Annotated in this window: 22 protein-coding genes and 1 pseudogene; all 23 read left to right on the top strand. The window is 35.5% G+C overall.

The features are described from left to right. Positions 1–121: 121 nt before the first annotated feature. Positions 122–772 carry a hypothetical protein gene (locus HP548_RS07345; RefSeq protein ID WP_175381311.1) on the top strand — a complete coding sequence of 217 codons (651 nt, stop codon included), beginning with the start codon at positions 122–124 and terminating at the stop codon, positions 770–772. Between the two features lie 176 nt (positions 773–948). Further along, positions 949–1,416 (top strand): hypothetical protein, encoded by a 468-nt coding sequence (locus HP548_RS07340; protein ID WP_175381310.1) that lies wholly within the window; start codon positions 949–951, stop codon positions 1,414–1,416. A gap of 189 nt (positions 1,417–1,605) precedes the next feature. Next, the gene (locus HP548_RS07335) at positions 1,606–2,082 is read left to right on the top strand and encodes a GNAT family N-acetyltransferase (protein WP_175381309.1); all 477 of its coding nucleotides are present in this window, start codon (positions 1,606–1,608) and stop codon (positions 2,080–2,082) included. A 247-nt stretch (positions 2,083–2,329) separates the two neighbouring features. Further along, complete coding sequence (locus HP548_RS07330; protein ID WP_217504644.1) at positions 2,330–3,112, top strand: nucleoside phosphorylase; 783 nt, start codon at positions 2,330–2,332, stop codon at positions 3,110–3,112. Between the two features lie 262 nt (positions 3,113–3,374). After that, positions 3,375–4,022, top strand: a complete 648-nt coding sequence (locus HP548_RS07325; RefSeq protein ID WP_175381308.1) for a lysozyme inhibitor LprI family protein — start codon at positions 3,375–3,377, stop codon at positions 4,020–4,022. Between the two features lie 246 nt (positions 4,023–4,268). Then, positions 4,269–4,646: a VOC family protein gene (locus HP548_RS07320; protein ID WP_175381307.1), complete on the top strand. Its 378-nt coding sequence runs from the start codon at positions 4,269–4,271 to the stop codon at positions 4,644–4,646. Positions 4,647–4,937: 291 nt separating this feature from the next. Continuing rightward, positions 4,938–5,366, top strand: a complete 429-nt coding sequence (locus HP548_RS07315) for an NUDIX hydrolase (protein ID WP_076289599.1) — start codon at positions 4,938–4,940, stop codon at positions 5,364–5,366. Between the two features lie 91 nt (positions 5,367–5,457). Continuing rightward, on the top strand, positions 5,458–6,306 hold the full coding sequence (locus HP548_RS07310) for a hypothetical protein (protein ID WP_175381306.1): 849 nt from the start codon (positions 5,458–5,460) through the stop codon (positions 6,304–6,306). Positions 6,307–6,507: 201 nt separating this feature from the next. After that, positions 6,508–7,056: an ATP-binding protein gene (locus HP548_RS07305; protein ID WP_175381305.1), complete on the top strand. Its 549-nt coding sequence runs from the start codon at positions 6,508–6,510 to the stop codon at positions 7,054–7,056. Positions 7,057–7,480: 424 nt separating this feature from the next. After that, positions 7,481–8,047 carry a histidine phosphatase family protein gene (locus tag HP548_RS07300; protein ID WP_175381304.1) on the top strand — a complete coding sequence of 189 codons (567 nt, stop codon included), beginning with the start codon at positions 7,481–7,483 and terminating at the stop codon, positions 8,045–8,047. Between the two features lie 119 nt (positions 8,048–8,166). Next, complete coding sequence (locus HP548_RS07295; RefSeq protein ID WP_175381303.1) at positions 8,167–8,556, top strand: hypothetical protein; 390 nt, start codon at positions 8,167–8,169, stop codon at positions 8,554–8,556. A 286-nt stretch (positions 8,557–8,842) separates the two neighbouring features. Beyond that, on the top strand, positions 8,843–9,952 hold the full coding sequence (locus HP548_RS07290; RefSeq protein ID WP_326066300.1) for a DUF3626 domain-containing protein: 1,110 nt from the start codon (positions 8,843–8,845) through the stop codon (positions 9,950–9,952). Between the two features lie 164 nt (positions 9,953–10,116). Continuing rightward, entirely contained in the window at positions 10,117–10,632 is a 516-nt protein-coding gene (locus tag HP548_RS07285; RefSeq protein WP_175381389.1) for a phosphotransferase-like protein, read from the top strand. 80 nt (positions 10,633–10,712) lie between these two features. Beyond that, positions 10,713–11,333, top strand: a complete 621-nt coding sequence (locus HP548_RS07280) for a zinc dependent phospholipase C family protein (protein ID WP_175381301.1) — start codon at positions 10,713–10,715, stop codon at positions 11,331–11,333. Between the two features lie 262 nt (positions 11,334–11,595). Beyond that, a complete protein-coding gene (locus tag HP548_RS07275) occupies positions 11,596–12,375 on the top strand; it encodes a phosphotransferase family protein (RefSeq protein ID WP_175381300.1) in 780 nt (259 codons plus the stop codon). Positions 12,376–12,573: 198 nt separating this feature from the next. Further along, positions 12,574–13,320, top strand: a complete 747-nt coding sequence (locus HP548_RS07270; protein WP_175381299.1) for a class I SAM-dependent methyltransferase — start codon at positions 12,574–12,576, stop codon at positions 13,318–13,320. 45 nt (positions 13,321–13,365) lie between these two features. Beyond that, positions 13,366–13,767, top strand: a complete 402-nt coding sequence (locus HP548_RS07265; RefSeq protein ID WP_175381298.1) for a GNAT family N-acetyltransferase — start codon at positions 13,366–13,368, stop codon at positions 13,765–13,767. 248 nt (positions 13,768–14,015) lie between these two features. Further along, positions 14,016–14,369 (top strand): DUF5662 family protein, encoded by a 354-nt coding sequence (locus HP548_RS07260; protein WP_246317980.1) that lies wholly within the window; start codon positions 14,016–14,018, stop codon positions 14,367–14,369. 39 nt (positions 14,370–14,408) lie between these two features. After that, a complete protein-coding gene (locus HP548_RS07255; RefSeq protein WP_175381297.1) occupies positions 14,409–15,404 on the top strand; it encodes a serine hydrolase domain-containing protein in 996 nt (331 codons plus the stop codon). A gap of 155 nt (positions 15,405–15,559) precedes the next feature. Then, positions 15,560–16,084: a GNAT family N-acetyltransferase gene (locus HP548_RS07250; RefSeq protein WP_175381296.1), complete on the top strand. Its 525-nt coding sequence runs from the start codon at positions 15,560–15,562 to the stop codon at positions 16,082–16,084. A gap of 242 nt (positions 16,085–16,326) precedes the next feature. Then, complete coding sequence (locus HP548_RS07245; RefSeq protein ID WP_175381295.1) at positions 16,327–16,875, top strand: GNAT family N-acetyltransferase; 549 nt, start codon at positions 16,327–16,329, stop codon at positions 16,873–16,875. A 25-nt stretch (positions 16,876–16,900) separates the two neighbouring features. After that, on the top strand, positions 16,901–17,419 hold the full coding sequence (locus tag HP548_RS07240) for a GNAT family N-acetyltransferase (RefSeq protein WP_175381294.1): 519 nt from the start codon (positions 16,901–16,903) through the stop codon (positions 17,417–17,419). Beyond that, a pseudogene (locus tag HP548_RS07235) lies at positions 17,420–17,943 on the top strand (AAA family ATPase). It begins immediately after the preceding gene. The last annotated feature ends 10 nt before the right edge of the window (positions 17,944–17,953 follow it).

The following is a 17,953-nucleotide window of genomic DNA, read 5'->3' as shown; positions in this document are numbered from 1 at the left end:
TTCGCAAATGGAACAATATGGTTTATTATGTATGTAGTTCAGAAATTGTCTTGAATGTGTGGTGTTTATGAAGTACATAAATTAGATGTTATAAGAAATTGGCATAAAGAGAGGGGATTCAATGGAAACCTATGCTCACTTTGTATCAAAGCAAACCGATCAAGGGATAAAAATATTCAGACACCATACAGAATTTCGGTCTACGAACGGTTCTGGGAAGGTAATAGGTTTGATTGTAATGATGAATCCAGGGAACGCGAGACCTGTTGATGACGTTCTTTTTAATAGGCTCGAAAATTCTGAATATGAAACTGAAGAGCAGGTTCTCACAATGCCGGATAATACAATGAAAAAGGTTATGAGTATGATTCAAAAAGCTTACAAAAATAATGGGATTACATTTCCAAATCAATATTCAATTCATATTGAAAACATATTTAACATTCGTGAGAAAGAAAGTGATAAGGCAAAAAGATATGCAAAAAGTATAAACGGAATAGATCATTTAATGTTTAAATGTAGAGAATTATTAAATAACTATGATTTCGTATTTTTTGCTTGGGGCAAGTTAGATATAGCCTTAGAACGGCAAAAGAATTTATTTGATAAATATCCTCAAGCAATAGTCGTAAATAGATTGAATTATAAAGGCACTCTGATGGATGTGAACTATCCAGTACATCCCTTATACATGAATACGGAATATTTTTTAGAGGCGTCAAAAAACAAATTGAATGTTAGATTAATCGCAGAAGATGCCAACATCTTATAACATAATATTCAAGCAGCGGCTCCGATGGAGCCGTGGTCTGCAAGATGGATTTCGAAGAGGGATTTCAGCCGACAACCCCTTCGGGGTTCATGAATACAGGAACGTTATAGGAAATAAGCAAACACATAAAGAAAATTTATTTTATCTAACATATTTTTTTGTGAGGAAGTGATTGAGTGAATAAAGACATTCTACTTGAATGGGATAGTAAGCATAGTGCAATGAAACGCACGAAAGAACATTACTGGAAGACCTATAGGAAGTGGCGTGATGAAAACAAAGGCGATTATCATGATACTTTTAAAGGCAAATTATATGATGAATTTATAAGTCTTGAAGAGCGTGCTATATACCTAAAATATAGTTTTAACACAACAGAAGCCGTGGTATTTTGCTCGATTAATATCTTTTACATAGAAGAGCATATAGGAACCTATGATATAGAGTTCTTTTTGAACGGTGAGATCGCTGATGATTATCTCGATTTTGGAAGCGTATTATTTAAAGATCGGATTATTAAAGTTAAGCATAATTTGAAGACTGCAAGAAGCGCTCTAAAACTAGGACTTGAACTATCAGACATTTTGAAAATCACAGAAATCCCACTCAAATATATAGAATTATTAAAAGAAAAATATAGTTGATATAAAGGGAATGGTACAAGAGGGATTGGTCATTCGAAGAAGCCGCTGACATCCAATAACATAATATTCACACTGCGAACATTTGTCCTTGGTCCGGCATGCGCCGGACACTCAGCATACGCTAAGTCGTGAATATAGGAACGTTATCAGAAATAACATGAATATATAAATTAGAGCGGAGAACATCAAATGAAATTTGAAATAATTCAAGCAAACAAAGAATGTAAGGAAGTTTTGGCGAATTTGATGCAGTTTTATATTTATGACTTTTCAGAATTTATAAAATGCGATGTAGAAGAAGATGGGCTATACGGAGCTTATCCATTAGAAGATTACTGGATAGAAAAGAATCATAGATTTCCGTATTTAATTAAACAAAATAATAAGTATGTGGGTTTTGTATTGGTAAGATTAATTGAAACGGCTGAACGTGATTACTATTCAATTGCTGAATTTTTTATATTAAAGAAATATAGACGAGAAGGGATTGGCAAAGCTGTAGCTGCTCGTATTTTTGATTTATATAAAGGACAATGGGAAGTCTATCAGATCGAAGGAAACAAATCGGCTCAGATATTTTGGAATAAAACCATTGATGAATATACAAAAGGGCAATTTAAAGAGCGGATAGAGAATGGAAGAAGAATACAGGATTTTATTAGTTGATTCAAGGGGTCATGTTACATCTGATAACATTGCATTACACATCGGTCGCTACGGTCCCTTGGTCACCAAGAAGAGTTTTCGTAGAAGCTGAATAAGGTGACACAGACACATCCAACCGGCTAAGTGGCAGAGCCACCCAGACCTACGGCTCTTAAGCCGATTGAACGTCGGTAATACGCGAACGTTATATGTAATAGCTGCAAAGAAATAATAAAAAAATTTTAAATTACTTTGGAGGTATGTCGAGGTGGAGAACAAAAAAATCGATATTAATGAATTCCCGATATTGGAATTTGATGAATCGCGAGTTGCAATAATAGAGGCAACTAATTTTATTAAGCCAAAAGAAGAATTTGAATACTGTGTCATAACATTTTTTCGAGATGTAATTGAAAAAATGAAAACGGAGGGAAAGTTGAAAGAAGTTGCATCTCTACATTGCGAGACTGTAGATTTGCCAATATATGAAACATATTATCAAGGAAAAAAAGTACATATTACTTTGGGGTATTTAGGAGCTGCAGGTTCAGCAGGATTCTTAGAAGAACTGATAGCCTATGGTTTTCAGAAATTTATAGTTTGTGGTGGTGCAGGTGTATTACAAAAAGACATTGCTGTTGGACATGTAATAGTACCAGTTTCGGCAGTGAGAGATGAAGGAGTATCATACCATTACATTAAGCCATCAAGAGAAGTTGAATGTAATCTAGAGGTATTAAAATTCATAGAGGACGATTTTAATATACATAACATAAGGTATATTAAGGCCAAAACTTGGACGACAGATTCATTTTATAGAGAGACTAAAGAAAAGGTTGAGTTGCGGAAAGCAGAAGGGTGTATAACTGTAGAAATGGAAGCAGCAGCATTTATGGCTGTCTCACAATTTAGAAATGTAAAATTAGGTGTTATCTTGTATGGCGGTGATGATTTAAGTGGTGTCGAATGGGATAGTCGAAGTTGGAATAGCAGATCAGAAATAAGAGAAAACCTTGTTCAAATATCAATGCGGATATGCAGTTCCTTATAATGAAATAGCTATAATCCATTTATTAATGCATTTATTAAAAGGGAAATGCTAAATAGACAACACCGTATTCACGCTGCGGCACCTGATGGGTTTTGGTCTGCAAGGGGCATTTCGGAGAAGTGGATTCAGCAGACAACCCTGCGAGGCTAAGTGGTGTAGCCACCCGGTCTTAGCGGACCTTAAGCCTCTCGGGTTTTTGAATACAACAACGTTATGCGCCATTACCGGTAAATATTAAAGATAATATTTAAGGAGATAATTTATGAAAGGTAAGATACTCTTCTTATTTTTTATTACGATGATGTTTTCATCTTGTCAAAATATTAGTCAATCGACTAATAGCGAAACTAAATCAATAATGAATTCTGAACTGCATCCTGATGTAGAGAGTAAAGGTAATGGAACAGAATCGAAAGAAATAACTGAAGGTCGATCAGAGCCTTCTAACAACGAAGTGTTATCCATGAGAATTGGGAACTACGATTTAAAAGGAGAATTTTATGATGAAATGCTTCGAAATCCTATAGATCATGATTATGAAGTAGAATTTAATGAATTTCAAAATTCCAAAGAGATTATTACAACAATGGGATGGGGATCGTTGGAAAGCAAATATACAGAAATTTGGGATAAAGAGTTGAATCAAATATATAAAAAGCTTCTTTCTAAGTTGGATAGAGAACCAAGAGAAGCACTAATCGAATCGCAGAAAGAATGGTTACAGTATCACTTGAGGGAAACAACATTTGTAGAGAAGACATTTATTAATAATGGTTACCTTGGATCAAAAGGATCGGTAAGCCTAGGCACGGTTATACGGGAGAGAATTAGGGAAAGAACAATGCAATTATTTGAATATCAATATTTGCTAGATAGTGAAGTTGAGTTTTTATACCAAAGTGAAAAATAGAGTTGGAATCTTGATCAAAGGTTTTTAGGTGATGTTTCGAAGACAGTAACGGCGCTTAACAATGTATTCATGTTGTGGGGCTAGCACCCGTTGGTTGTCAGATGTATAATCATGGAAGAACACTCAGACAACAAACGAGCCAGTCTAAGATAATTGCTATCTAAGGCTGGCTCGTTTCGTGAATACGAGAATGTATATGAAACTGGCTAAACCCTGAAAAAACACAAAACCCAGGAGGGAATTTTTTTGAATAACTTGATTGAGAATGTTGATCATATTCAAATACCTGTTAAAGACGTTGATCAGGCTGTAGGATGGTATAGTGAAGTGTTAGGATTAGAACTACTGAGAGTTTATCCTCATGCAGCATGGCTGAAATTCAATTCAGGCCCTGTACTGATGCTTCACTTCAGTTCGAAAAATGATAAGACATTATGGTTATCCAATGATGGTTTTCCTATGCCATCATTTATGTTTCTAACAAAGGACATTGAATTATTACACACAACGTTACAAACACATGATGTAAAGGTAAGACTATATGAAGATCATGGGTTTGGATGGGTAATTAAGTTTACAGACCCATTTGGAAATGAGTTAGGAGCATATCAACCAAAGAAATGACCGCAATATAAAGAGAATCTGTAAGTATATCAAGAAAGAGCCAGCATTATATAACACCGCATTCACGCGGTGGGTCGTATCGCGCCCCTTGGTCCGCCCGAGGATTTTCAAAGAGGTGGAGTCAGGCGGATAACCCAGCACCACCTAACCGCATCGCGGCCTTATGATCTGGGAGGCTAAGATAAGATCTATCTAATCCTTTCAGATTTACTTAAGGTGGTGAGGATTCGTGAATGAAGTAAAGTTATATGAAAGATAATCAGATCTAAATCAGAAGGGAAGCCAAACATAATGATCAGAGTCGATGTAGCTTATTCCTTAATTACTGACCCAACCAATTCCAAAATATTAATGGTAAGGAATGTAGATGATTCTAGTGACCGATGGTCACTTCCAGGTGGCGCTGTTGAAAGAGAAGAATCATTAGACCAAGCAGCAATAAGGGAAGCTAAAGAAGAAACTGGACTAGATATTAAAGTTCATGGAATACTGGCAGTAAATGAATGTAAATTTCCGGAAAAAGAAGAACATGTAATATTTATAACATTTAAAGGTGAGGTAATCGGTGGGAATGAAGAAATAGTTAGACCTAATGAAATTTCTGAAATAGCTTGGATTGATATAGAGAAGGCTGAACAATTAATGCCTTACTATAAAGATGGATTAAGAAGACTAATAGATGGACATGAAATAACATATTTTAACGAAGGCAATAAGTAATTTTGTTAGTTGTTCGCGAGGTCCATTTCCCTAAGATAAGAGCTCTCTATGGGGAATGGACCTCGCGAATACAGAAACGTTATTTGAAACTTTGGAATGGCGGAAAAAAGAAAAAACAATAAAGGAGATTACCTCAATGTGTACTAGTTTCGCTGTTCATTTAGACAAGACATTTATTGGTATGAACTTCGATATTTCTCCAAGACCAATCAAAATTATTATGATTGGCGAAGATCAACTATCAGTCCTTCAGAATGATGATGGACAATTTTATCCAGCCTTCGGTTTGAATAGTAGTGGTACATTCATGAATTTATTAATGGTCGATCCAATTGAAGAAGGCAAATATAGACGTGGCAAGAATTGCGTACATATTATGAAATTGTTTGAAGAAATTCTTTCAGGACGGATCGAGTTATCTCAATTAAGTGAATATTTAACCAATAACGTAATTGTTAATGTCCCTAGTCATAGTGTCCACAGTTTGATAGCCGGGAGAAATCGGAAGACATATATTGTTGAGCCTGGAAGAAAGAACATTGATATTAACTCTTCCGATAGGGACTTCATGGTACTAACTAATTTTCCAGTATCGGATAATTTCAATAATGAATATAAGAAAGTTGAAGGACCAGGAAAGGATAGATACATAAAGGCCTATGAAGTCATTACAAATAACAAAGAAACATTTAATATTGAAACAGGCCTTAACTTGCTTAAGGGTACTGCTCAGCAAAGTGGGGATTATCCAACCCAAATTTCGCTTATATTTGTTCCAGAAGAAAGTAAAGTTCATTTTACTTTGAATGGAGATTTTACAAAGATATTTGAATTCTCATTTATCCATAAGCAAATTCAGAGTTTTGAAGGTTTTACAAGCAATAAAAGTCTTAAACTTACCAAAAAAGGTGTATTACTTTCAGAACTTGAAGATTGGTAATGACTGTACAGATATAGGAATAGGAATTCGAGAGTAATTCAAATGAAGTCTTAAGCATCACATCACATTCACATCACATCACACTATATTCATGCATAGGGCCACTAGGCACTCGTTCCGACCGGGTGATGAGACGTTGTGGATACGAGAACTTTAAGTGAGGGTCCGGTAAAAACCATAATAGAAATAGGAGAGATTCTTATGGACCGCTTGGTAGTCATGACGGTAGGAAAAACTCATAGTGGCAAAACCACCTTTGCCCAAGAATTAGAATCTGTATTACAACAAGCTATTGTAATTGATCAAGATAATCATGCTGAATTTATTAATGAGCATTACAAGAAACTTCGCCCTATAGAAGGCCCAAACACTTTAAAATTTTCTGTAACTGACGCAATTGTTAACTACGCTACGGAGCAAAGCAATTTCCACATTATCTTAAGTAACTCTAATTTGAATAAATCAGGAAGAGCAAAAGTTCTCCGATATTTTCATAACAAAGAATTTAAAAGTATCATTGTGTATTTTGATTTACCCGATGATTTATTGAAAGATCGCGTTATACGCACGCAAAGAAGCAAGGCTATATTTAGAAGTGCATCAAGCTTTTTGGAAGTATTGGAGAGACAAGAAAATTTGTTAGAAATACAACCTAGTAAAGATGAAGCAAATTATATATTTATCATTAAGGACCCAAATAATATAGCGGAAGTTATTCAACAAATAATAGCAATCACAGGTACTAGATGATTCGATGAAGGCTGATCCTTCAGATAACATTATATCCACGCTGTGAGGTTTACGCCCCTTGTTCGTCCCGATGTATAATCATTGTAGATATCGGACGACACACGAGCCGACCTAAGATAGGAGCTATCTAAGGCCGACTCGCGTCGTGAATACAGTAATGTTAGGTGAAATTACCGTAAAGCAGGTCAGATAGGAAAAACAAAGATGGAAGACCTGCAAGAAGACGGTCAAATCACCTAACATCATATTCGAACTGAGGTCTATACGGCCCTTGATCTACCAGAAGTATATTCGAGAAGAGTAATTAGGCTGGTACCCATTCCCCTAAGATAAGAGCTATATATAGAGAATGGACGTCGCGAATATATCAACTTTATGTGAAATCATAGTGTGATTTTTATGAAAGCATCTAAAGGAGGCTTGTATGAAGACAATTATCTATATGGTTAGGCATGGAGAATCACCATACAACGAAGGAAATGAAAGAACAAGAGGGCTTACCCCAAAAGGAAAGATCGATATTGAAAAAGTAACGAAGTTACTTATAGGTGAAGGAATAGACATGATTATATCAAGTCCTTACACTCGAGCAATTCTGAGTGTTGAAGGATTGGCCAAGCACTTAAAGTTAGATATTAAAGCATTTGAAGATCTTAGAGAACGACATTTTGCATCTTATAATATTGAAAATGCAGAGTTAATGTCTAGTATCAGAGAGAGTTTTAATGATTTTGATTATACCTTGCCGGGTGGAGAGTCCAATGCTGATTGTCAAAAAAGAGCAATCTCAGTTCTAAAACCCTTACTAAAAGAGAATAGTGGGAAGAAAATAGCAATCGGGACTCATGGTCTTGTGATGACTTTGATGATGAATCATTTTGATTCAGCTTTTGGTTTGGAGTTTTTGAATCAATTAAAGAAACCAGATATTTATAAAATGCAATTCGAGGACTTAGAATTAGAAGAAGTAACAAGAATGTGGAATGATTAGATTTCCTAAGGTATATAAAGAAAACTGTGACATTACATGTCAGAGTATTCACGCTGCCTTGGTCTTGCTGGAAGCAATTCAGTGAAGTGTAAAAGATCTAAGAAGGATGAAAAGAAAAAATGATAAAATCTATTAGTATTGATGCATGGAATGGGGCCACATTTAAGGAAGAAATCGTTGTGAATCCTACATGGACGGACGCTTTAAGTTTTTTAAGAAAACTCGATGGAGATAAATTTACATTAGTATTTTTTGAGGTATCAGACACCGATTCAGCATTAGTTGGGGGCGGACCTGAATATTTCATTGTGTCTATTACAATTGATGATACTATATATACTCTTATGAACGATAAACAGGGTAACTGTGAAATTCCTCTGGTTGTTGGTGGTCAGTTAGGCAATTATTGTGATAACATTTGTATAGAATTAATTCCCATGCTTGAAGCCATAAAGTATTTTTATGAAACCGGAAAACTACTCGAATTACATAAATGGAAACAAGAATAAAATTACTCTGAATGTAACTCGAAGAAATGAGTGACATCATCTAATGGGCAGCAGGGTTCGTGGTCCGGAAGAGCAGATTCACCGGACACTTTCAACCTGCTAATTGGCAAAGCCACCTGTCACTAAGTGCCTAAAGCCACTTAAACATTGTGACTTAAAAAAAACTGCGAACGCTTACATAAAGGCTATGAAATTATGCGTTACTGCAGGGAGTGATGATGCTCCTAATAGCCTTGTTTTTAAAAGTAGGTAGAGGTCTCAATTTTAGAAAAGGATGGTGTTTCTTGTGTCGAACAACAGACAACTTACAAGATCTCAGAACGCAGCGATTGAATATATAAGTAATGACGCAAGATCCCAAAAAAGAGAAGCTCAAGCATCACTCAAAGAAATTTTTCATTTTTCGAATATTCCTTGGAATACCTTTGAAGAAGCAGTTCATAAGATTAAATCCCATGCAAGGGTGGCTTTGCATTTTCATCCGGATCGTCCGGTTTTAGATATGAAAAGTGTAGCTCAATCTTTATTAGCGCAGGGAATCTATAAAAGTCAGTTCGAGACTTTCATATCCAATGGGAGCGTATCTGCATACGTAGGTGGTGCAAGAGATCTTTGGGAGGAAAAACTATTTGGCGGAGCATATCAGTTAGAAGGTGCAACCAACTTTGAACGGCCAAAGTATGGTGCTCTTCATTTGTTGTTACATCCGGATGGACCGTCTCCACGATTCGGCTCTTGTTATTTTCTTTTAAAACCGAATGCTTCATATCGCTGTACGTTCACTTACGGTGGATCTCAAGATGCTCCAAAGGAAAAGGGGACATATGAGGAATTAGACGATATTTTATCTGCGCTTTTTTCGGATGCTTTCTTTCGGGATTATGCTATTGGAGAAAAAGATCTTACTCCTAAAAAATTGATAGATCAGCTATTGTACAATCTGGAACGCCCGTTAGAGGATCCGTCAAAACTGGCCCCACATCGGAATCTTAACCATTTTATCGAAACTCAAATTCATGGAGATATATATCTTGAAGATGATGTGGAAATTTTAGTAGCTGACCCATCGTTCAAAGGAACGGAAATAGGGAATTATTTAGAGCAAATCTGCATCAAATATTCCATTGAACTATTTTGGCATATGGGTTTTGCGATGCGTGCAGAGGAAGTGCCCTCTGATTTTAGGGGTCCAACCATGCCATCATTAGCGAAGCGAATTGCAAGCAACGGTAATATTGACGCAAGTGTGATTGGGAATGCTGTCAACGATTTGAAGCACAATCCTGATCTCTGGTCTGACAGAGGTAATTACGAAGAAGTGCTTCAGGAATTAAAATACATGTGGCATATACTTGTTAGATATGGTAAATCGATTGATAAGCTGTATAAAGGATGATTCTACTGAAGAAATCATTATTAATAAAACTAACAAGTGCTGTATTATCAACGATTATTATGTCTTTTATGTGCGCAACGATATTCTTTCCTGATGAGTTCGGAAGTACATTTTTATTGGGGATAATAAACTCAAACATAACCGATGCAAAGGAAGATGAGAAAATGGATAAAGGGAAAATTATTTTTCTGAATGGCGTAACCAGTTCAGGTAAAACTTCACTCGTAGAAGCGATGCAAAATTACGATGAACCCTTTTTTTATGTTGTGGCCAATGATCTTTTTGAAAATACGATTGGTGATAAACATTTGCAAACAGACTACTGGAAGTATTTAAGTGAAGCGATCATTCTAATGTATCACACAGCAAAATTATTTTCGGATCATGGAAAGAATGTTTTAATCGATGGGATACTTGTTGAAAGACCGGAATTGAAGCCGCATTATGATAAAGTCCAAGATATATTCGATGGATATCCTTTGGATATCGTTGAGGTTTACTGCCCGTTAGATCTTTGTCGTAAGCGAAATATAGAACGTGGTGACAGAAGAGAAGATCAATCCGATGAGCAAAATAAAATAATATCGCAACACATTCGCTATAGCTTTTCAGTCGATACGAGTTTGAATACGCCGGAAGAATGTGCAGAAATGATTATCACATCAGTATTCAAAAAATAATTTAATGATTGAAAATATCAGTTCAAGGAAGCAGAATCAGACAAACACACTTCAAACTTTCATTGAGGGGAGGAAGAAGTATGGGTTCAAGAATAATGCATCTGATTGTGGCAAATAGAATTGCAGATTCCTTATCTATTGTAGATAAGACGCCGTTTTTACTTGGGAATATTGCACCGGATGCTGTTACAACAAAAGATTCATCACATTTTTTTGCTGGTGAAATTCAGGATTATTCAAGGAACGTCGACTATAAAGGATTTTTACATAAGTATCGATCACAGGCAGAAGACCTTTATGTTCTAGGTTATTTCACACATTTAATTGCAGATGACATATGGTTGAAAGGTTTTAATTTACCTTGGTTAAGGAACAGAATGGAAGCTAATGAGGGACTATATAAACAGTATCATAACGACTTTAGATTATTGAATGGGAATTTGCTTGAACATTATGGATATAAAGAGGAATTAAGAAACAGGCTCAATCACATTCCAACAATACCGCATTTAGAGGAAGTTAAATCTACAGATGTCGAAAAGTTTGTGCCATATATATTTGACGATTTGAATTATGACAAAGGGATTTTAAATGAAACCCTTAATGTTTTTACTTTTGAGCAGATCATTGGATACTTAGAGACATCAGTCGATATGGGAATATTAAATATGAAGTATATAAAGATAAAGTACAATTTGTAAATAATTTTGTAAAGTCTGAGGTGTCCCTTAACAATGCATCCACGTATCGCACCCGCATGGTAGCTGTTCGATCTAAAGACATGAGATAAAGTCAATCGCAATGTCATGTGGTTCGAAGTTGTAAATTTAATAATTTATGTTGAACCTGTATGTACATTTCCGGAGTATCGGCATAAGATATGATACTTTCTTAACCCTCACGGATTCGTGAATGTAGGAAACGCTATTTAAAAGGGGAAGAATTGTGAGAAAGGATGAATGCATGAATATTCAGGACCTCCCAATTGAAATAATAGAACAAATCGGAAAAGTTCAGAGAATTACTTTTCCCAGGCAAGGTCATACTTCTATCGTAGCTATTTTGGATACGCCCGATAAAAAGTACGTGATCAAAAAGACAGAAAACGATCTCTATAATGAATGGTTGTCAGAAGAATACAAGGTGCTTCAATCTCTTTACCATACGGGACTACCAGTTCCGCGCGCACATTCATATCATGTCGAGAATAAATCGAGATGGCTTTTAATGGATTATATTGATGGAATAAGTTTGAGAGAATTTCTATCTAAAGAGCCCGATCTCAAAGATAAAGAAAAAGCTATTTTTAACTTTGGACTTTGTTTAAAGAAAATACATGAATGTTCTTGTCCTATTGAATTATTGAAGAATGATAATCCTTGGTTAGATACAATGCTAAATAAAGCAGAATATAATCTGACTCACTTTGCAGTAGACGGAACAGAAGAACTACTTAAACGATTGAAAGAAGTAAGACCTAAACCAATAGATAACACTTTGATTCATGGCGATTTTACAATAGATAATGTATTAGTTAATGAAGGCAATATAGTTGGAGTTATCGATTGGTCAGGAGCTACGAACGGGGATCCAAGATATGATGTAGCATTGGCAATTAGACCAAAATATAATGCTTTCGATAATAATAGAGATAAAGAAATATTTTTTAACGCATATGGCAAGTTAAGAATAACGGATGAAGAGTATAACTACTTTGAAGACGGGGTATATAGCTTCTTTTAGTATCCTTTCACAATGTGTACAGCAGATAACAACATGTTCAGGCATCGAACCATTTGGCCTTTAAGTTGGTGAAGTTTATGAATTCAGTAACGTTGTTGGAGGTGAACCATTATAAATCATCAAGAGCAAGAGCGATTACGAAGAGGCATTAGTTAAACGAATGAGCAACGAACAAAAGTTATATTGAGGGGGATCAGGATGAACAAACACTGTGTTTATGAAACAAACAGATCCTATTGGGATACAAAAGGAAATGACTTTTTAAGAGCAATCGTGCTTCCTTTTTATGGAGCATTTGTAACAGAAGAAAAATGCCAACTTTTTGGCAATTTCTCAGGAAAAAAGATTTTAGAAATAGGCTGTGGAGATGGCCAATCATTGCAATATCAGGGAGAGCGTAAGGCTGCTGAACTATGGGGGATGGATATATCAGAAAATCAAATTGAAAAGGCGAAGCAACATCTGACAACGTGTGGTCTTTCAGCAAAATTGATTTGTTCTCCTATGGAAGAAGGATCTAACATCCCTGTGGATTATTTTGATTTTGTTTATTCGATTTACGCCATAGGCTGGACAACCGATCTTGAAGGAACTTTTCGTCGAATCGCTTCTTATTTGAAAAAGGACGGCATATTTATTTTCAGTTGGTCTCATCCAATTCACAAATGTGTTGTTGATGAAAATAATAGATTGGTTTTTAACAAGTCTTATTTTGATGAATCTTGGTATTCGGTCGCTCCTAATTTTGTTCAAGGCGAGCTAACTTTGTCTGATCGTAAACTATCAACCTATATAAATGCGTTAGCGAAAGCAGGGTTTGTTATTGAACAAATGATTGAAGAAACCGATCAGGAAATAATCCAACTGCATGATGAAAATAATGATCTTGTAAAAAGAGCAAAAATGTTTCCTGTAACCTTTGTTATCAAAGCAAGAAAACTTTGAAATTACTGAATTGATCCAAAAAAATATTATCTATGGGAGTTACTCATGGTAACGTTAAAATTACATACAGAGAAACCGATTCTACAATCTGAACTAATGGGTCTTTATCAAGATGCTGGTTGGTGGCCTAACCGAGATGAGAATGGAATATTACAGTTACTTGTAAGTGGTGTTGCAGTAGGAGCTTGGAAAGATGATATATTAGTTGGTTTCTGCAGGTCTATTTCAGACGGAATATATCGGGCTTATATAGAAGATGTTGTTGTATTAAGTACTTACAGAAATAAAGGAATAGGAGAACTAATGGTCAAAAGACTTTTAGATGAATTGAAAGATATTGACGTTATTAGTTTGTTTTGTACAGAGGATTTGGGTGGCTTCTACGAATTGTCAGGTTTTAAACGGACAAAGCAAATTGTAATGCATTATAAGAATCAAGGAATTTAAGGTTGGCTAACGTGGTGTATACGGGAACGTTATGTGAAAGAAATGTAAAATCATAAAAAAGGAGTATTATTGAATATGAGAACGCTGTAAGAATTGTTTGAAATTGAGTAAGAAACTATAAAGCCGAAGGAGATGGTCGCTATACTCCTAGTATATTGGCGGTATTTTCTTTATGTTTTGGATCATAAATTAAACGTTCTTATCAATGTTGGAAAGAAGGATTATATCTTCAAGGGATAATCCATGACATGTCTAAATTCTCTCCTCACGAATTTTTTCCTTATGCACGTAAATTCTATTCAAATCAGAAAGACGAGGATACCGAGCTGAGATGGAAGAATGCGTGGCTGCACCATCAAAATCATAATAAACACCACTGGGAGTATTGGATAGTAAATAAAAATACTAGAGAAGCCTTACCAATGCCAAAGAAATATTTGATAGAAATGGTATGTGACTGGCGGGCTTTCTCAAGAAAATGGGGGCGTAAAGTTAAAGAAACTAATTTACCAGAAAGAATGATGACATCTGAAAGTATAATATTACACCCAAAGACAAGGGAAGAACTTGAAAATTTCATGAAGAAAAAACAACAACAATAAACAACAACAATAAACATAGTGAAGAAGGTGCACCTTTCATTGTTTAACCTAAAAATATCAAATAATAAAGCATTCATTGAACTGAATGATTATGTCTTACAGGTAAAGAATAAAATATCTGCTACCGCTGCTGCGACATATATTATTCATAATGATCGTATCGTGAATGAATGGTACTCAGGAGTACATGACAATTCTAAACCTAGTCGATTAGTTGATGAGGAATCACAATTTAATGTTGCTTCAGTTCGAAAAACATTTTTAGGATTTGCTATTAGTCTTGCATTACATGAAGGTAAGGTCAGAAGTATAGATGATCTTGTTGTGGACTACTTGAATGAGTTAGATAGGAAAGCACTAAGGCATATAACAATACGACATTTGTTAACCCACACTCATGGTTTAGGTGATCTGCATAATAGATTGTTTCTTCAAGGAACCGACTGGAAGTACAATAATACTGGTGTTAATCTGCTAATCGAGATTATTCGGAAATTATATAAAATCCCTGTATCACAATTACTCGAAGAGCGTTTATTCTCACCTATGGGCTTTAACCAAACAGGATGGAGGAAGGAAAATAATGAAAAATTAGTATGGCTCAATGAACAATATAAGGATGATCAAGGTAACCAGGCCAACTTATTTATGAGCACAAAGGAACTAGCATATTGGGGTTATCTGCATTTGAATAAGGGAGCTATAAACGGGAATCAGATACTTCCTAAAGAAATATTTGAGCAGACAACCACTATAATTAGTCCTCCTGATCTGGAACAACAATTGCCGAGAAACGGTTTTTTTTGGTTTGTGCAAGATGAACCGCGGTCTTTTACAGAATTAGGTGATAAACTTCCACACGGTTCTTTCCAGTCTCTGGGCGCCACTGGATGTGCCTGTCTTGTCATTCCTAAGTGTAAAACTGTTGCGGTAAGAATGTATAATCAGACTGGACAAAATCCGTTAGGGTACGACTATCTTGAGGATATCAAAACATTTGGGGATTTGGTCTGTAAGTACATAGAAGATCTATAAACCGTGAACTTGGCTTAAAAGATATCAGGCATTCCATTTAAAAGATAATGATAAATTTTTACTGAATAAGAATATATGTTCTGATATAATTGAACTGAGAATAGTAAGTCTCTTCCTCTAAATTTGGTACAAATAAAAACAGTGAGGTGAATGAGATGGAACAAAGGAATTCGCCAGAGGTAAGAATTGAACTATGGGACGAAGGAGATTTAGATTTGCTTCGCCAATTAAATTCGCCTGAGATGACAGTACACTTCGGAGGACCAGAGACTGAGGAGAAAATACTAGCTCGCCATAAGCGCTATTATGAAATCGCCCAAAATGGAACAGGGAAAATGTTTAAGATTCTCTTACTTCCGCATCTTGAAGTCGTGGGTAGTGTAGGGTATTGGGATCAGTCGTGGAAAGAAGAATCTATTTTCGAGATAGGTTGGAGTGTTTTATCGGAATATCAAGGTAGAGGAATAGCGACAGAAGCAACAGCAAAAGCCATAGCTTCTATCCGTTCTGAAAAGAAGAAACATAAATTCATTCACGCTTTTCCTAAAACCAAGAATCCCGCTTCAAATGCCATTTGTCGCAAGCTGGGCTTTTCGTATATTGGCGAGTGTGATTTTGAATACCCTATTGGGACTACCATACGATGTAATGACTGGAGATTGGCAGTCGAGGAAAATTAAGATCAAGAGCATGGAGGGGGATTTTAAATCAGCTGCATGGCTTTCTCCATATTTCAGGGCAGATGAGAGACCATCTGTTTTTTTTGCTTGATTTACTTCATATATGTAATAATATGGTTAGCGCTTAGTGCATATAATTTCCTCATTAAAGGACATAAAAGATCCCAGTTTCTATAGATTTATTTTTATTTGAATCCTAGAGATGCTCAGTGAAACAACTTAAACCATTAAGGAGAACTAAAATGTCGCAGTTTCCCAAGTTAGAAACAAAAAGACTTGTATTAAGAGAGCTAACAAAGAATGATTCCAAAGATATATTTCAATGTTTTTCATTGGATGAAGTTACGAAGTTTTATGATGTGGAGAGTTTCACAAACATTAAACAAGCAGAAGAATTAATTCAAAGGTGGAATGAAAGATTTGAATCAGGTCAAGCTATTCGTTGGGGAATCACTTTGAAGTCGGAAAACAAAGTCATCGGAACATGTGGCTTTCATGGCTGGATGAAAAATCATTATAAGGCTGTCATTGGATATGAACTATCACCAGAATATTGGCATCAAGGTTTTATGACCGAGGTGGTTGAAAAGGTAATTGAATATGGATTTAACACGCTTGGTTTAAACCGAATTGAAGCATTTGTAGAACCGGAGAATGTGGGATCAAGAAAGGTTCTTGAGAAAATCGGCTTCAGAGAAGAAGGCATATTGAAGGGGAATTTTTATTGGAAGAATCGATTTGTTGATAATGCTATTTATGCATTTCTCAAGAGTGACTATAAAGTTCATTAATTAATAACGAAAGAAGGATAGCCAGATGATAACAATTAGGTTTGTCTCACATGAGGATATCCCACACATTCAATCCATAGCTCAAGAAACATGGAATTATACTTATCAAGGCATATACTCCGAAGGCTACATACAAGATTTTCTAAGTAGAGCATATTCAGATGAGAATTTAAGTCGATCTGTCGATAGAGATATTCAAAGTGCTAAACGGAGTTTTTTAATAGCAGAATTTAATGGCAGAGTCGGTGGATATGCTCAAACAAGACAAGTCAAAGAAGAAGAATATGAATTACTAAGAATCTATATACGACCTGAATATCACAAAATGGGAATAGGAAAAGAATTTATTCAGAGATTCACTCAAGATTTAAAGCCAATAAATAAACTGTTTGCCTGGGTAGGGAAAGAGAATTATATAGGAAGAGCATTTTATGAGAAAAGTGGATTTAAAGAAATAGAAGAAATGATTGAAACCATAGAAGGGCACAGCAAAACGCAAGTTAAATATGAATTGGAAATCTCCAAGGGAAAGGTGGTTTCATAGATGTTTTTTCTTCAAATGTCGGGATTTCCTGGTTCCGGTAAGTCAACTCTTTCAAGAAGGATCGCTAAAATTACGGGTGCCATAATTATTGATCATGATATCTCAAATCTTCCATATTAAAATCCATTGGGGATAGTAATTTAGAATTAAAAGTTTTAGGTATGACTTCATATAATATTGATTGGGCCCTGATAGAGTTTTATCTCTCCCAAAGCTATGACGTAATATTCGATAGTCCATGCTTTTATCCTGAGATGATTGAAAGAGGTTCGTCATTAAGTAAGAAGTATAATGCTAAATATAAGTACGTTGAATGTTACCTGAATGACTATCAGGAAATAAGTAAAAGATTACAAAATCGAGAACGGATGATAAGTCAGATTTCGGATACATCTGAAGAAGAGTTTAAAAATAATGTTAATGAAAGTAAGAGACCTAATGATATTCAATGTTTGCGTGTTGATTCGTCACAACCTATAGAGAAGTATTTAAATAACGTATTAAATTATATTGATGAAGAATAAGGGATGTCTC

It is taken from the genome of Paenibacillus taichungensis (genome assembly GCF_013359905.1).
GTDB lineage: Bacteria > Bacillota > Bacilli > Paenibacillales > Paenibacillaceae > Paenibacillus > Paenibacillus taichungensis.
This window is presented reverse-complemented; position numbering and strand designations above follow the sequence as displayed.

What these genes read in the sequence shown, in the direction of transcription:
- HP548_RS07270 (WP_175381299.1), top strand. Translation starts at nt 12,574, where the DNA reads ATGAACAAACACTGTGTTTATGAAACAAACAGATCCTATTGGGATACA.
- HP548_RS07305 (WP_175381305.1), top strand. Translation starts at nt 6,508, where the DNA reads ATGGACCGCTTGGTAGTCATGACGGTAGGAAAAACTCATAGTGGCAAA.
- HP548_RS07245 (WP_175381295.1), top strand. Translation starts at nt 16,327, where the DNA reads ATGTCGCAGTTTCCCAAGTTAGAAACAAAAAGACTTGTATTAAGAGAG.
- HP548_RS07240 (WP_175381294.1), top strand. Translation starts at nt 16,901, where the DNA reads ATGATAACAATTAGGTTTGTCTCACATGAGGATATCCCACACATTCAA.
- HP548_RS07300 (WP_175381304.1), top strand. Translation starts at nt 7,481, where the DNA reads ATGAAGACAATTATCTATATGGTTAGGCATGGAGAATCACCATACAAC.
- HP548_RS07250 (WP_175381296.1), top strand. Translation starts at nt 15,560, where the DNA reads ATGGAACAAAGGAATTCGCCAGAGGTAAGAATTGAACTATGGGACGAA.
- HP548_RS07265 (WP_175381298.1), top strand. Translation starts at nt 13,366, where the DNA reads ATGGTAACGTTAAAATTACATACAGAGAAACCGATTCTACAATCTGAA.
- HP548_RS07275 (WP_175381300.1), top strand. Translation starts at nt 11,596, where the DNA reads ATGAATATTCAGGACCTCCCAATTGAAATAATAGAACAAATCGGAAAA.
- HP548_RS07295 (WP_175381303.1), top strand. Translation starts at nt 8,167, where the DNA reads ATGATAAAATCTATTAGTATTGATGCATGGAATGGGGCCACATTTAAG.
- HP548_RS07280 (WP_175381301.1), top strand. Translation starts at nt 10,713, where the DNA reads ATGGGTTCAAGAATAATGCATCTGATTGTGGCAAATAGAATTGCAGAT.
- HP548_RS07285 (WP_175381389.1), top strand. Translation starts at nt 10,117, where the DNA reads ATGGATAAAGGGAAAATTATTTTTCTGAATGGCGTAACCAGTTCAGGT.
- HP548_RS07260 (WP_246317980.1), top strand. Translation starts at nt 14,016, where the DNA reads ATGTCTAAATTCTCTCCTCACGAATTTTTTCCTTATGCACGTAAATTC.
- HP548_RS07325 (WP_175381308.1), top strand. Translation starts at nt 3,375, where the DNA reads ATGAAAGGTAAGATACTCTTCTTATTTTTTATTACGATGATGTTTTCA.
- HP548_RS07315 (WP_076289599.1), top strand. Translation starts at nt 4,938, where the DNA reads ATGATCAGAGTCGATGTAGCTTATTCCTTAATTACTGACCCAACCAAT.
- HP548_RS07345 (WP_175381311.1), top strand. Translation starts at nt 122, where the DNA reads ATGGAAACCTATGCTCACTTTGTATCAAAGCAAACCGATCAAGGGATA.
- HP548_RS07335 (WP_175381309.1), top strand. Translation starts at nt 1,606, where the DNA reads ATGAAATTTGAAATAATTCAAGCAAACAAAGAATGTAAGGAAGTTTTG.